Here is a 14098-nt window from a genome sequence, read left to right as displayed (position 1 = left end):
TGGCCGGAGGTGTGTGCTGAATCACTGGACGCGCGGGTATGGGTCAGGTAAGCCTCGGTTAAGTTAGGTCCGCCTCACCGGCCGCCCCCCTTGATCGGGGCGGCCGTCTGCCGAACGCCACACAGCCAGGAGCCCGCATGCGTCCCGCCCGCCTCACCGTCCTCACCGCGGTCGCCGCCGTGGCTGCGCTCACCGCCGTCACCGGCTGCGCCGAGAAGAGCGGCGCCGGCGACGGGGCCGTGAAGGTCGCCGCCTCCGACAGCGCCTGCGAGGTCTCCAAGACGGAGTTCCCCGCCGGAAAGGTCACCCTCGAGGTCGAGAACAAGGGCTCCAAGGTCACCGAGGTCTACGTCCTCTTCCCGGACGACCGCATCGTCGCCGAGCGCGAGAACATCGGCCCCGGCACCAAGGCCTCCATCACCGCGGAGATCAAGGCCGGCGAGTACGAGATCGCCTGCAAGCCCGGCATGAAGGGCGACGGCATCCGCCAGAAGGTCAAGGCCACGGGCAACGGCGCCGCCGAGAAGCGCAGCCCCGAGCTGGACGCCGCGGTCGCCGAGTACCGCAAGTACGTGCAGGAGCAGGCCGACCAGACCCTCCCCAAGGCCCAGGCCTTCGCGGACGCGGTCAAGGCCGGCGACGTCGAGGCCGCCAAGAAGGCGTACGCCGCGTCCCGCATCGGCTGGGAGCGCACCGAGCCGGTCGCCGAGTCCTTCGGCGACATCGACCCGAAGGTCGACGTCCGCGAGGACGGCCTGGAGGCCGGCCAGGACCCGGCGAAGGACTGGACCGGCTGGCACCGCCTGGAGAAGGCCCTGTGGGCCGACAACAAGATCGGCGACGACGAGAAGAAGCTCGCCGACCAGCTGATGACCGATCTGAACGACTGGGTGAAGAAGGTCGGCCAGGCGGAGATCACCCCCACCTCGATGGCGAACGGTGCCAAGGAGCTGCTGGACGAGGTCGCCAGCGGCAAGGTCACCGGTGAGGAAGAGCGCTACAGCCACACCGACCTGGTCGACTTCAAGGCCAACGTCGAGGGCGCCCAGAAGGCGTACGAGCTGCTCAAGCCGGTCGCCGCGAAGAACGACCCGGCCCTGTCCGCGGAGCTGGACAAGCAGTTCGCCGCGATGAACACGCTGCTCGACAAGTACCGCGCCGACAAGAACACCTACGACTTCACGTCGTACGAGACCGTCGGCCAGGACCAGCGCAAGGAGCTCTCGGACGCGGTCAGCGCCCTCGGGGAGCCGCTGTCCAAGCTTGCCGCCGTCGTCGCCAAGTAACGCGGATCAGGGGTAACGGACATGTCTGACGACACCAGCACCACCGGCGCGGCCACCGAGGCCGCCGCCGAGGCCACCGCCAAGGACGCCTCCGGTGAAGCAACCGGCGGACCGTCCCGCCGGTCCGTGCTCGGCTGGGGCGGTGCCGGGCTCGCGCTCGGCGCCGCCGCGGCGGGCGGTACGGTCGCCGCGCTCACCGGCACCACGGACGCCGTTCCGGCTGCGCTCAGCGGCTCCGCCGTGCCCTTCCACGGCGCGCACCAGGCCGGTATCGCCTCCGCCGTCCAGGACCGGCTGCACTTCGCCGCGTTCGACGTGAAGACGAAGGACCGCGCGGAGCTCGTCCAGCTCCTCAAGGACTGGACGCGGGCCGCCGAGCGGATGACCGCCGGACTCCCCGTCGGCGAGGGCGCGGTCGGCGGCCTCCCCGAGGCCCCGCCGGACGACACCGGTGAGGCGCTCGGCCTCAAGCCGTCCCGGCTGACGCTGACCATCGGCTTCGGCGCCTCGCTCTTCGCCAAGGACCGGTTCGGTCTGGAGGGCAGGCGTCCGGAGGCCCTGGTCGACCTGGAGCTGTTCCCCGGCGACAACCTGGACCCGGCCAAGAGCGGCGGCGACATCTGCGTGCAGGCCTGCGCGGACGACCCGCAGGTCGCGGTGCACGCGATCCGCCAGCTCGCCCGGATCGGCTTCGGCAAGACGGCGGTGCGCTGGTCGCAGCTCGGCTTCGGCAAGACCTCGTCCACCACCCCGGACGAGCAGACCCCGCGCAACATGATGGGCTTCAAGGACGGCACCCGGAACATCTCCGGCACCGACACCGCAGGCCTCGACAAGCACGTGTGGGTCGCGGACGAGGCCAAGGGCGGCTCGGCGTGGATGGCCGGCGGCTCGTACCTGGTCGCCCGCCGGATCCGCATGAACATCGAGATCTGGGACCGCACTCCGCTCCAGGAGCAGGAGGACATCTTCGGCCGGGACAAGGCCGAGGGCGCGCCGGTCGGCAAGTCGAAGGAGCGCGACGAGCCGTTCCTGAAGGCGATGAAGCCGGAGGCGCACGTCCGCCTCGCGCACCCGGACAGCAACAGCGGGGCCACGATCCTGCGCCGCGGCTACTCGTTCACCGACGGTTCGGACGGACTGGGCCGCCTCGACGCCGGCCTGTTCTTCCTCGCCTACCAGCGCGACGTCCGCAAGGGCTTCGTCCCGATCCAGCGCAACCTGGCCAAGAGCGACGTGCTCAACGAGTACATCCAGCACGTCAGCTCGGCCCTCTTCGCCGTTCCGCCGGGCGTCCGCGACAAGGACGACTGGTGGGGCCGGGCGCTGTTCGCGTAGTTCCGCGGCACGGAAAGGAACCGACGTGTTCAGCAATTATCTGATCGGCCTGCGCGAGGGGCTCGAGGCCAGCCTGGTCGTCTGCATCCTCATCGCGTACCTGGTGAAGACCGGGAACAAGCACAAGCTGGGGCCCCTGTGGCTCGGCGTCGGGCTCGCGGCCGCGCTCAGCCTGGCCTTCGGCGCGGGGCTCGAATTCGGCACCTCGGAGCTGACGTTCCAGGCGCAGGAGGCGATCGGCGGCAGCCTGTCGATCGTCTCGGTGGGCCTCGTGACGTGGATGGTCTTCTGGATGAAGCGCACCGCGCGGCACATGAGGGCCGAGCTGCAGGACAAGCTCGACGCGGCCCTCGCGATGGGCACGGGCGCCCTGGTCACGACGGCGTTCCTGGCCGTCGGACGGGAGGGCCTGGAGACCTCGCTGTTCGTGTGGCGGTCGGTGCACGCGGCCGGAAACGGCGCGGGCCCGCTGGTGGGCGTGCTGCTCGGGATCGGCTCGTCGATCCTGCTGGGCTGGCTGTTCTACCGCGGCGCGCTGAAGATCAACCTGTCCAAGTTCTTCACCTGGACCGGCGGGATGCTGGTCGTGGTCGCCGCGGGCGTGCTCGCGTACGGGGTCCACGACCTCCAGGAGGCCGAGTTCCTGCCCGGCCTCATGAACAAGGCCTTCGACGTCACCTCGGCGGTCCCGCCGGACAGCTGGTACGGGACGCTGCTGAAGGGCACGTTCAACTTCCAGCCGGATCCGACCTGGTTCCAGGTCGCGGTGTGGGCGGCGTACCTGGTCCCGACGCTGCTCCTGTTCCTCGGGGTGCTCGGCCGTACGACGGCCCCGGCCGCCCCGGCGGCCCCGGCGAAAGCGGTCTCCGCGGAGGCCGGGACCAGCGGCTCGTAAGGCATGCGGAGGGGCCCGGATCGACATGATCCGGGCCCCTCCGGCATGTCCGGGCCGGGTCACCAGAGGCGGTCGACGAGCCCCGGGTACAAGGCGATCCGTGCTCCCGCGAAGGCCGCGGCATCGGTGTCCGGGCCGGGGAAGTCGGCCAGGACCTCCTTGGCGAAGCCGGGCGCGTCCGTGGCCAGCGGCTCCTCGGGCGTCCCGCCGACCAGTACGGTCCCGGGCAGCCGGGTGAAGCCGGCCGCCTCGTAGAAGGGGACGAGCGGCCGGTCGCAGCTGAACAGCACGAGGTCCACGGCCGGGTCGGCGGCCAGCGCCGCGCGGGCCGCCGCCACCAGCCGGCCGCCGTACCCGCGGCCCCGCGCGGTGTCCCTGGTCACCACCGCGCTCAGCCCGGCCGCGCGGTACGTACGCCCCTCGTGCCGGACCGGCTTGTGGAGCAGCGCCAACGAGGCGGCCACCGTGCCGTCCTCGTCCAGCAGCAGCATCACCCGGGGGGCCAGCGCGGGGTCGTGCCCGGCGCCGGCGCCGGGCCAGGCCTGCGCCTCCAGCGCGGCGACCTGCGCGGCGAGCCCGGCCGGCAGCTCGGCTTCCGCGTACGTCAGCACCGTCGCCGCGTGCGGGGCGGGGCTCATGCGATGCGGACCCCGCTGCCCCCGACCCGGACCCGGGGGTCGCCGGCGCGGAGTTCCACCGTGAGGACGCCCGGGCGGCCCATGTCCTCGCCCTGGTGGAGGGTGAGGACGGCGTCCGCCGGGGCCAGGCCGAGCTCGCGCGCGTACGCCCCGAAGGCGGCCGCGGCGGCTCCGGTCGCCGGGTCCTCCACGACGCCGCCGACCGGGAAGGGGTCCCGTACGTCGAACAGCGCCGGGCCCGCCCGGTGCACCAGCTGGACGGTGGTCAGGTCCAGGCGACGCATCAGCGCCTCCAGCCGGGGGAAGTCGTACGCGAGGTCCGCGAGCCGGGCCCGGGTGGCGGCGCCGAGCACCAGGTGGCGGTTTCCGGCATAGGCGATCCGCGGCGGGATGGCCTGGTCCAGGTCGGCCTCCGGCCAGTCCAGCGCGGCCAGCGCCTCGGCGAGGTCGGCCGGGTCGACGTCCTCGACGTGCGGTTCGACGCTGGTCAGGACGGCCCGCAGACCGCCCTGCCCGTCCCGGGTCACCGACACCGGCACCGTGCCCGCGCGGGTCGCGAAGACCAGCTCGCCCGGCCCGATCCGCTCGCCCAGCGCGACGGCGGTGGCCACGGTGGCGTGCCCGCAGAAGGGAACCTCCGCCTTCGGGCTGAAGTACCGCACGGTGAAGGCCCGTCCGGCCTCCCCGCCGAGGCCCTCCGGCGGGGCGGTGAGGAAGGCCGTCTCGCTGTAGCCCAGCTCGGCGGCGATACCGAGCATGTCGGCCTCGTCCAGCCCGGTCGCATCGAGCACGACCCCGGCGGGATTGCCCCCGGCCGGGTCGTCGGAGAAGGCGGTGTAACGCAGCACGTCAGTCATGATCACCCCAACTCCCGGCCCGCCGCCCGCATTCCCACGGCCCCGACCCCGACCTCGGCCCCGGCCAGGGGATCAGCCGCGCCCGATGTACGGCATCGTCGTCGCCATCACCGTCGCGAACTGCACGTTCGCCTCCAGCGGCAGCTCCGCCATGTGAAGCACCGTGCGCGCCACGTCGGCGGCGTCCATCACCGGCTCCACCGCCAGCTGCCCGTTCGCCTGGAGGATCCCGGTCTGCATCCGCTCGGTCATCTCGGTGGCCACGTTGCCGATGTCGATCTGCCCGCAGGCGATCCGGTACGGCCGCCCGTCCAGCGAGAGCGACTTCGTCAGGCCCGTCATCGCGTGCTTGGTCGCGGTGTAGGCGACCGAGTTCGGCCGTGGCACGTGCGCGGAGATCGAGCCGTTGTTGATGATCCGGCCGCCCTGCGGGTCCTGCGCCTTCATCTGCCGGAAGGCCGCCTGCGCGCACAGGAAGGACCCGGTCAGGTTGACGTCGACCACCGAGCGCCAGGCCTCGTACGTGAGGTCCTCCAGCGGGACGCCGCCCGGGCCGAAGGTTCCGGCGTTGTTGAAGAGGAGGTCGAGGCGCCCGTAGTGCTCGCGCACCGCGGCGAACAGCGCGGCCACGTCGTCCGGATCGCTCACGTCCGCCCGTACGCCCAGCACGTCCGCACCGGCCCCGGCCGCCTTCGCCGTGTCCTCCAGCGGTTCGGTCCGGCGGCCGGCGACGGCCACCGACCAGCCGGCGGCGGCCAGGGTCAGCGCCACGGAGCGGCCGATGCCGGAGCCCGCCCCGGTGACCAGGGCGATCTTCTTCCCACTTGCGTTCATGGGGCCGCAGGCTACGTCACATGTCGCATCGGTCCACGGACGTTCCGACAGCTGAGAGCATGGGTCGGTCGGGGGTGTGAAAAGACGACGAAAAGACTGGAGTTCCGCATGCCGGAGAGAGGCCCCGCGACGGCCCCCTCGCACGAGCCGTCGCCCGAGACGCCCTCCGCACCGCAGACCGCTTCCGCACCGCAGACCGCTTCCGCACCGCAGACCCCTTCCGTACCGGGGCCCGCTTCCGCCCCGCTCACGTCCGCCCGCCGTACCGGACTGCTCGTCACTTTCATACTCGGCGGGCTCAGCGCCCTCCCCCCGCTGTCCATGGACATGTACCTGCCGGCCCTGCCGGAGGTCACCGACGCCCTGGACAGCCCGGCCGCCACCATCCAGGTCACCCTCACCGCCTGCCTCGCCGGCATGGCGCTGGGTCAGCTCGTCATCGGCCCGATGAGCGACAAGTGGGGCCGCCGCCGGCCCCTGCTGTTCGGCATGGTCGTGTACGTACTCGCCACCGCGATCTGCGCCCTCGCCCCGACCGCCGAGCTGCTGATCGGCTTCCGGCTGCTCCAGGGCCTGGCCGGGTCCGCCGCGGTCGTCATCGCCCGGGCCGTCGTACGCGACCTGTACGACGGGGTCGAGATGGCCCGGTTCTTCTCCACACTGATGCTCATATCCGGCGTGGCCCCGGTCGTCGCCCCGCTCATCGGCGGCCAGGTGCTCCGCTTCTCCGACTGGCGCGGGGTGTTCGTCGTCCTCACGGCCGTCGGCGCCCTGCTCACCCTCGTCGTCTGGCGCAGCCTCGGCGAGACCCTGCCGCCCGGGCAGCGGCAGACCGGCGGCGTGGGCTCCGCGCTGCGGACCATGCGCGGGCTGCTCGCCGACCGGGTCTTCGCCGGGTACACCCTGGCCGGCGGCTTCGCCTTCGCCACGCTCTTCTCGTACATCTCCGCATCGCCCTTCGTGGTGCAGGAGATCTACGGGGCTTCGCCGCAGGCCTTCAGCCTGCTGTTCGGCCTCAACTCGGTCGGCCTGATCGCCGCCGGACAGGTCAACGGCAAGCTGCTGGTCGGCCGGGTCCGCCTGGACAAGGTGCTCGCGGGCGGGATCGCCGTCATCACCGCCGCCTCGGTGGCGCTGCTGCTGATGGCGGCCGGGGCGTTCGGGGAGGTCGGGCTGGTCCCGATCGCCGCCGCGCTGTTCGTGCTGATGTCGGCGATGGGCGTGGTGCTGCCGAACACCAACGCGCTGGCGCTGATGCGCACCCCGCACGCGGCCGGGTCGGCCTCGGCGCTGCTGGGCACGTCCTCCTTCCTGGTCGGGGCGATCGCCTCGCCGCTGGTCGGCATCGCGGGCGAGGGCACGGCGGTGCCGATGGCGGTGGTCCAGCTGGTGTGCTCGCTGCTGGCGGCCGCCTGCTTCGCCGGCATGTGCCGGCCCTGGCAGAACCGGGAGTCCGCGGTCTGAGCCGGACGCCCGGGCCCCGGCCGGACGGCGGGGTGTGAGCCGGACGGCCCGGGCCCGGGCGGAGGCGGGGGCTCGGGCACGGGCACGGGCGCGGGCGCGGGCGCGGCGTCCGGGGTGTCCCGGGCGCCGTAAACTTCGCTGGTGAACGCCTCCGCCTCCGTCCCCACCAGCGCCGAAACCCTGCGGTCCGCACTCGGCGGGCTGCTCGACGGGCTCCCGCCGAAGCAGGCCACCGCCGCCGTCGACCGGCTGATCGCCAACTACCGCGGCCGGACCCCGACCGACGCGCCCGTCCTGCGCGACCGCTCCGACGTGGCGGCGTACGCGGCGTACCGGATGCCGGCCACCTTCGAGGCCGTACGGTCCGCCCTCGACGCGCTCGCCGAGGCCGCGCCGCAGTGGTCCCCGGCCTCCCACGTCGACGTGGGAGGCGGCACGGGCGCGGCGACCTGGGCGGTGGACGCCATCTGGGAGGGCCCGCGCGGCACCACGGTCCTGGACTGGGCGGAGCCGGCGCTGGCCCTCGGCAAGGAGCTCGCTGCGTCCTCCGGCTCGGAGGTGCTGCGCACCGCCGAGTGGCGGCGGGCCGTCATCGGATCCGGGCTGGCCCTCCCCGATGCGGACCTCGTGACGGTGTCGTACGTACTCGGCGAGCTGACGCCGGAGGCCCGCCGGGCCGTGGTCGCCGAGGCGGCCCGCGCCGGGCAGGCGGTGGTGCTGATCGAGCCGGGCACGCCCGAGGGGTACCTGCGCATCCGCGAGGCCCGCGACCAGCTGATCGGGGCGGGGCTGAAGGTCGCCGCCCCGTGCCCGCACGACGGCACCTGCCCGATCGAGGTCGGGCAGGACTGGTGCCACTTCTCGGCGCGGGTCAGCCGGTCCTCCCTGCACCGGCAGGTCAAGGGCGGGTCCCTCCCGTACGAGGACGAGAAGTTCAGCTACGTGGCAGCGACCCGCTTCCCGGTGGAGCCGGCCACCTCCCGGATCACGCGGAGGCCGCAGATCCGGAAGGGGCTCGTCCTGCTGGAGCTGTGCGGTCCGCAGAGCGAGGGCCTGACCCGGGTCAACGTGACCAAGCGCCACGGTGACCTGTACAAGGCGGCGCGGGACGCCGACTGGGGCCATGAGTGGCCGCCGGCCACCCCGTAGCCGCTACATCCGCAGCTCCTGGGTGCAGCACTTCACGCTGCCGCCGCCCTTGAGCAGCTCGCCCAGGTCCATCGGGACCGGCTCGAAGCCCCGGTCCCGCAGGGGTGCGAACAGCCCGGCCGCCGCCTGCGGGAGCAGGACGTGCCGGCCGTCCGAGACGGCGTTCAGGCCGAGGGCCGCCGCGTCCTCGGCGCCGGCGATCAGCGCGTCCGGGAACAGCCGCCCGAGCACCGCCCGGCTGCCGGGCGAGAAGGCCGGCGGGTAGTACATGACCTCGTCGCCGTCGAGCACGCACAGCGCCGTGTCCAGGTGGTAGTACCGCGGGTCCACCAGGTCGAGGCCGATGACCGGCCGGCCGAAGAACTCCTGCGCCTCGTCGTGCGAGAGCGGGCTGGAGCGGAAGCCCCGGCCGGCCAGGATGTAGCTGGCGGTGACGGCGAAATCTCCCTCGCCCTCGTTGACATGGGACGGCTCGTGGACCTCCTGGAAGCCGTGGGTCCGGAACCAGTCGAGGTGGATCTCCGCCTCGGCGGCGCGCTCCGGGTAGGCGAACCGGGCGCCGAGTACCCGGCCGTCGACGACGAGGGCGCCGTTCGCGGCGAAGACCATGTCGGGCAGCTCGGGGTCCGGTACGAGCGTCTCGACGGTGTGGCCGAGGGAGCGGTAGCGGTCCCGGAGGTCTTCCCACTGGGCGTGTGCGAGGGGCAGGTCCACCGGTTTCGTGGGATCCATCCACGGGTTGATGGAGTACGTGACCTTGAAGTGTGCGGGTGGGCACATCAAGTAGCGCCGGGGTGTGGCGTCTCTGCGCAAAGAAGGCTCCTCACGACTCACGGGAGATGTGGAGAGAATCGTCTCTCCTCGACGGAGACCGCGCAGTGGACTGATGGGGTGATTTACGGAATGACACAAAGACGAGACGTCTCGCGTTGATAATTTGTCCGAATGAGCAGCAGAACGTCCGACGGTAAGGCCCCCGACCCCGCCCGCCGCAGCGACCGCTCCCGGCGGGCCATCCTCGACGCGGCGCTCGCACTGGTCGGGGAAGTCGGCTACAACAAGCTGACCATCGAGGCCATCGCCGCCCGCGCGGGCGTCGGCAAGCAGACGATCTACCGCTGGTGGCCGTCGAAGGCGGCGGTCCTGCTGGACGCCTCGCTCGCGCTCTTCGGGGACGCGGAGACCGAGGCCGGCTGGACCGGCTTCCCGGACACCGGGGACCTCGCGGCGGACCTCAAGCTGGTGCTGCGGATGACGGTGGACCAGTTCAACGACGAGAAGTACGACGCCCCCACGCGTGCCCTGACCGCCGCCGGGGCGACCGACCCCGAGCTGAGCACCCGCTTCACCGAGCAGCTGCTGGAGCCGCAGCTCGCCCTGTACGAGGCACGGTTGCGGGTGGCCCGGGAGGCCGGGCAGCTCGCGGCGGACGTGGACCTGCGCCTGACGGTGGAGATGCTGGTCGGGCCGCTGACGTACCGCTGGCTGCTGCGGACGGCGCCGCTGACGCACGCTTATACGGACGCGCTGGTGGACCGGGTGCTGGGCGGGGTGTCGAAGGTCACCGCCGGCTGACGGGAAGGTGACCGGCCGGTGGTCGGCGGGTGGCGGGTGGCGGCGGGGACAATTGGCCGAATTTAACTGGAATGTGACGGTATTCCGCCTACCGTTCCGCACGCTCCTTACACCTCTCCACCACCCCCCGGTTGGGGAGTGCGGTCACCCGGAGCGCAGGATGGTGGGACCATGTGAGGGTCTGCCGGGGAAACGGTGAGGTGAGGGGATAGATGGGGTCTGAGTCCGGCCGCGTCAAACGCGGCGAGCAGAGCAGGATTTCCCAGTGGCTGCGCCGGCGGCCCAAACCCTCCCCCGAAGATCCCGAGCGCGCACGCGAGGCCCTTCTGCTGGCCGTGGCCGCCGCAGGCCTGCCGCTCGCCCCCGCCGCCCACCCCGCCGGCTACCGGTGTTCGTGCGAGCGGATCGGCTGTCCCACGCCCGCACGGCACCCCCTCTCCTTCGCCTGGCAGACGCAGTCGTCGACCGACCGCGCGCAGATCGAACGCTGGGCACGCAACCAGCCGCAGGCGAACTTCATCACCGCGACGGGCATGGTCCACGACGTACTGGACGTCCCCCTCGAAGCCGGGGCGAGCGCACTGGCCCGCCTGCTGGCGGCGGGCGTGGAGGTCGGCCCGGTCGCGGAGTCGGGCGGTACGGGCGACCAGGCCCGGATGCTCTTCTTCACGGCGACGCGCGGGACCCCCGAGGACGAGGACGAGTGGTGGCCCTGCGAGCTGGACTGCCACCCGGAGACGATGGACGAGCACCCGGGGTTGCGGTGGCACTGCCGTGGCAGCTACGTGCTGGTTCCCCCGGCCGCCCTCCCCGGCGACCTGGCGGTGACCTGGATCCGCGGTATGGAGCATCCGCTCCCGGATCCCCTCACGCTCCTGGAAACGCTGACGGACGCCTGCGCCACGTACGCGGGCGCGTCCGACCGGACCCCTTCAGCGGCCTGGCCCCTGAGCCGCTGACCCGGGCGAGCCGCTGCGCGGGGCGCAGCGGGCCCGGGTCACGGACCGGCTGCGGTCAGTGGATCCGGGTGACCACCACGTCCAGGGACCAGGCCTTGGCCGGCTTTGCGGGGGCTTCGCCCTCGACGGCGTAGCCCAGGTCGCGCAGCGCCGTGACCAGGTCCGCCGGGGTCGAAGGAACGGCGCCCGCGACGAGCAGGTCCCGCACCAGCCGACCCTTCGTCGCCTTGTTGAAGTGACTCACCACCGACCGCTTCTCCACGCCGTCCACGACCTGCGAGTGCAGCACCCGCACCGTCGCCGTCCGCCCCGCCACCTCGCCCTTGGGCTTCCACGCCGACCCGTACGCCGAGGAACGCAGGTCCAGCACCAGCCCGTCACCCGCCGCAGCCGGCATGACCGCCGCCATCGGCTCCCGCCAGTACGCCCCCAGCGCACCCAGCGCCGGCAGCTTCACGCCCATCGAGCAGCGGTACGAGGGGATCCGGTCCGTCACCCGGACCGCGCCCCACAGGCCCGAGAACACCAGCAGGGACTGCTCCGCCAGCGCCCGCGCGCCCGCCGGCAGGTCCGCCAGGCCCAGTGCGTCGTACAGCACGCCGGTGTAGATCTCCCCCGCCGGCCGGGCCACCGCGGACCGCAGCCCGGCGTTCTTCGCCACCTCGCCGCGCAGCCCCTCGCTCAGGCCGAGCACCTCGCGGGCCTTCAGCTCGTCCCCCGCACACAGCTCGACCAGTTCCGCCAGCACGGCCGCCCGCGCCTCGGCCAGTCCGGGCAGTGACAGCGTCTCCGGCTCCAGGGGCGCGCCGGAGCCGTCGGCGGCCTTTCCCTCGGACGGGGGCAGCAGCACGAGCACGGTGGTTCTCCTTCAGTACGACACGGCGCAGGGGGTGCGGCCCCCGAGCCAGGGTAAGGCTCTCGCCGTGCCACCCCGAGCCACCGGCCCCAGGGTGCACGGCCCTGCGCGGTGCCGGCGTGCGTGCGGCGGCGGGCTGCCCTAGCGTCGAAAGGAGAGGGGCAGCCGTCCGGCGCCCCGACCGGACCCGCGAGCGACCGGATCCGCGAGTCCCCCGACCGCCCGGAGAGCAGGTGCCTCCCATGCGCATGTCGGTTCGTATCGCCGGTGTCCTCACCGGCCTGACCCTCGTACTCGGCGGCGGTGCCTTCGCCGCCCACGCGGACATCCCGGCCTGCACGAACCTGGTCGCGAGGTCGGGAGTCGACGTCTCGGACGCCGTCACGTCGGCCTGCGTCCAGGGTGTGCACGGTGACCTGCAGGGCTGTGCGAGCGCCCTGACCGCGGCCGGCGTGGCGGGCGGCGCCGCGAACGGCGCCTGCCGGTACGCGGCCAACCCTCCGTGAGCTGCCAGTTCGTGCTGCCGTAGGCACTTCGTGCTGCTGTAGGCCCCGGCGTCACCGGGCCTCCGCGCCGGCATCGTCCCGGGCCCCCGTCCGTGGCGGGGCCCCGTCCGGGCCGGACCGGCGCAGCGCGGCCACCAGCGTGTGCGGGTCGTCGGCGTGGAAGCGGATGGTGCGGGCCTCGGCCCGGGAGCCGAGCGGCCGGACGAACGGGAGCGGACGGGTCAGCTCCAGGGTCACCGTGGTCTGGCTGCCCACGATCAGGTCGAGCACGCCGTCCTCGGAGAGGGAGACGAGCCGGCCCTCCGGGTAGCGCCGGTCCACCCGGACGGAGGCCACTCCGTCCGCCGGGACGGTGAGGTCGAACAGGGCCCCGTAGCGGATCCGCAGGGAGCCGTCCCGGCGGACCACGTGCGGCCGGGTCACGCAGGCGGCGTGCATCGCCAGCACCAGCAGCACCCCGTACACGTCGAGGACCAGCACCACCCGGTGCACGGCCGGCCACGGGATCAGGAAGGCCAGCGCGACGGTCTCGATGACCGATACGAACACGAAGCCGTACATCATGGCGGTCTGCGGTCCCGTGTACCGCGCGGCGAGCTCGCCCGCGGCCACCCCGTGCGGCGGCCGGCGCAGCACCCACCGCGTCAGCGAGGCCATGGCGCGCAGCTCGTGCAGCAGCAGTTTCCGTACGGGCGCGGGCACGACGGCACGCACGGCCTCCCGCCAGGCGCTCCCGCGGTCGGCGCCGCGGCCGCGCCGGTCGGCGTACAGCCTGCCCAGCACCGTGGCTTCGAGCAGCAGCACGCAGAGCACCAGCGCCTCCGCGACGGCGAGCGCCCAGCCGGGCAGCCGCACCCCGGCGGCCCCGCACACCAGCAGGACCAGCTCCCCCGGCAGGACGGCTCCGGCCGCCCACCGCGCCGCCCGTATGCCGCTCATCCCCGGCCCCTCTCCATGAATGCCTTCATCACCCGGCGTACGACTTCCGCCTGCGCGGGGGCGTACTCGGCGAGCAGCGCCTGCGTGAACCCCTCGCCGGCCGGCCGCCCGTCGGCCGGGATCGCCGCGAACGCCTCGTCGGGGACGGCCGCCACCAGTTCGGCGGCGAGCGCCGGGATCCGCGGGTCGTCGACCGGGGCGTCGGCCAGCTCGTCCAGCCGCTCGTACAGCGCGAGGACGGACGGATCGGCGGCCAGCGGGGCGAGCGCGGCGTAGAGCTCCTCGCCGGCGGCGCCGGACACGTCGAGCAGCGTCAGGTGCTCGCGGTCCATCGCCGCGCTCGGCGAGGCGGTCTTCGGCGCCTTGGCGAGCAGCGCGGCGAGCGCGGGCGAGACCGGTTCGGTCTCCCCGGGCGGCGCGGCCAGCAGCACGGCGAGCCGGCGCCGGCGCTCGGCCAGCTCGGCCTCCTGCCGGGCCAGGTCTGCGTCCAGCTCCTCGAGTACGTCGGCCAGCTCGCGCCCGGCGTCGTCCGCGAGGACGTCCCGCACTTCGTCGAGGCTCAGCCCGAGCTCGGTGAGCCGGCGCACCCGCGCCAGCAGCACGGCGTCGCGCACGCTGTAGGCGCGATAGCCGTTGGACCTGCGCTCCGGCTCCGGGAGCAGGCCGACATGGTGGTAGTGCCGGATGGCCCGGGTGGTGACCCCGACCAGCGCGGCGATCTCTCCGATCCGCATGCCGTCCAGTAGAAACCCTGCCGCTGCGTCAAGGTCAAGCCGCGGGTGGCACAGCCGGTAACATGGTC

Annotated in this window: 15 protein-coding genes; 8 read left to right on the top strand and 7 right to left on the bottom strand. The window is 73.2% G+C overall.

Annotation, left to right across the window (positions count from 1 at the left end):
* Positions 1 to 137: 137 nt before the first annotated feature.
* The 3 genes from efeO to efeU are packed head-to-tail and all read left to right on the top strand — an operon-like array spanning position 138 to position 3519.
* Entirely contained in the window at positions 138 to 1286 is a 1149-nt protein-coding gene (gene efeO / locus OHT74_RS26870) for an iron uptake system protein EfeO (RefSeq protein WP_266667526.1), read from the top strand.
* A gap of 21 nt (positions 1287 to 1307) precedes the next feature.
* Positions 1308 to 2624, top strand: coding sequence for an iron uptake transporter deferrochelatase/peroxidase subunit (efeB, locus tag OHT74_RS26865; RefSeq protein WP_328621634.1), 1317 nt, complete (start codon positions 1308 to 1310; stop codon positions 2622 to 2624).
* Between the two features lie 25 nt (positions 2625 to 2649).
* Positions 2650 to 3519 (top strand): iron uptake transporter permease EfeU, encoded by an 870-nt coding sequence (gene efeU, locus OHT74_RS26860; protein WP_328621633.1) that lies wholly within the window; start codon positions 2650 to 2652, stop codon positions 3517 to 3519.
* A gap of 59 nt (positions 3520 to 3578) precedes the next feature.
* Here efeU and OHT74_RS26855 read toward each other — a convergent pair whose 3' ends face one another.
* The 3 genes from OHT74_RS26855 to OHT74_RS26845 all read right to left on the bottom strand — a co-directional run bounded on the left by OHT74_RS26855 (position 3579) and on the right by OHT74_RS26845 (position 5848).
* On the bottom strand, positions 3579 to 4157 hold the full coding sequence (locus OHT74_RS26855) for a GNAT family N-acetyltransferase (RefSeq protein WP_328621632.1): 579 nt from the start codon (positions 4155 to 4157) through the stop codon (positions 3579 to 3581).
* A complete protein-coding gene (locus OHT74_RS26850; protein WP_266667518.1) occupies positions 4154 to 5014 on the bottom strand; it encodes a PhzF family phenazine biosynthesis protein in 861 nt (286 codons plus the stop codon). The genes OHT74_RS26855 and OHT74_RS26850 overlap by 4 nt, the downstream gene beginning before the upstream one ends.
* Positions 5015 to 5086: 72 nt before the next feature.
* Positions 5087 to 5848, bottom strand: coding sequence for an SDR family oxidoreductase (locus tag OHT74_RS26845; protein ID WP_328621631.1), 762 nt, complete (start codon positions 5846 to 5848; stop codon positions 5087 to 5089).
* A gap of 108 nt (positions 5849 to 5956) precedes the next feature.
* Between OHT74_RS26845 and OHT74_RS26840 the strand changes: the two genes are divergently transcribed.
* Positions 5957 to 7312, top strand: a complete 1356-nt coding sequence (locus OHT74_RS26840; protein ID WP_328621630.1) for a multidrug effflux MFS transporter — start codon at positions 5957 to 5959, stop codon at positions 7310 to 7312.
* Between the two features lie 141 nt (positions 7313 to 7453).
* On the top strand, positions 7454 to 8461 hold the full coding sequence (locus tag OHT74_RS26835; RefSeq protein ID WP_328621629.1) for a small ribosomal subunit Rsm22 family protein: 1008 nt from the start codon (positions 7454 to 7456) through the stop codon (positions 8459 to 8461).
* Positions 8462 to 8464: 3 nt separating this feature from the next.
* Here the strand turns inward: OHT74_RS26835 and ddaH are convergent, their stop codons facing one another.
* On the bottom strand, positions 8465 to 9295 hold the full coding sequence (gene ddaH, locus OHT74_RS26830) for a dimethylargininase (RefSeq protein ID WP_443047569.1): 831 nt from the start codon (positions 9293 to 9295) through the stop codon (positions 8465 to 8467).
* Between the two features lie 111 nt (positions 9296 to 9406).
* On the opposite strand from ddaH, the gene OHT74_RS26825 reads away from it, so the two are divergent.
* Positions 9407 to 10036: a TetR/AcrR family transcriptional regulator gene (locus OHT74_RS26825; RefSeq protein ID WP_328621627.1), complete on the top strand. Its 630-nt coding sequence runs from the start codon at positions 9407 to 9409 to the stop codon at positions 10034 to 10036.
* 212 nt (positions 10037 to 10248) lie between these two features.
* Positions 10249 to 10995: a bifunctional DNA primase/polymerase gene (locus OHT74_RS26820; RefSeq protein WP_266667503.1), complete on the top strand. Its 747-nt coding sequence runs from the start codon at positions 10249 to 10251 to the stop codon at positions 10993 to 10995.
* 55 nt (positions 10996 to 11050) lie between these two features.
* On the opposite strand, the gene yaaA is transcribed toward OHT74_RS26820, so the two are convergent.
* Positions 11051 to 11851: a peroxide stress protein YaaA gene (gene yaaA / locus OHT74_RS26815; protein ID WP_266667501.1), complete on the bottom strand. Its 801-nt coding sequence runs from the start codon at positions 11849 to 11851 to the stop codon at positions 11051 to 11053.
* Between the two features lie 242 nt (positions 11852 to 12093).
* On the opposite strand from yaaA, the gene OHT74_RS26810 reads away from it, so the two are divergent.
* On the top strand, positions 12094 to 12357 hold the full coding sequence (locus tag OHT74_RS26810) for a hypothetical protein (protein WP_266667499.1): 264 nt from the start codon (positions 12094 to 12096) through the stop codon (positions 12355 to 12357).
* 51 nt (positions 12358 to 12408) lie between these two features.
* On the opposite strand, the gene OHT74_RS26805 is transcribed toward OHT74_RS26810, so the two are convergent.
* Both OHT74_RS26805 and OHT74_RS26800 read right to left on the bottom strand, forming a co-directional pair.
* The gene (locus OHT74_RS26805) at positions 12409 to 13296 is read right to left on the bottom strand and encodes a hypothetical protein (protein WP_328621626.1); all 888 of its coding nucleotides are present in this window, start codon (positions 13294 to 13296) and stop codon (positions 12409 to 12411) included.
* Positions 13293 to 14030 (bottom strand): MerR family transcriptional regulator, encoded by a 738-nt coding sequence (locus tag OHT74_RS26800; protein WP_266667495.1) that lies wholly within the window; start codon positions 14028 to 14030, stop codon positions 13293 to 13295. The genes OHT74_RS26805 and OHT74_RS26800 overlap by 4 nt, the downstream gene beginning before the upstream one ends.
* Positions 14031 to 14098 lie beyond the last annotated feature (68 nt).

Source organism: Streptomyces sp. NBC_00354 (assembly GCF_036106915.1).
Classification (GTDB): Bacteria; Actinomycetota; Actinomycetes; order Streptomycetales; family Streptomycetaceae; genus Streptomyces.
This window is presented reverse-complemented; position numbering and strand designations above follow the sequence as displayed.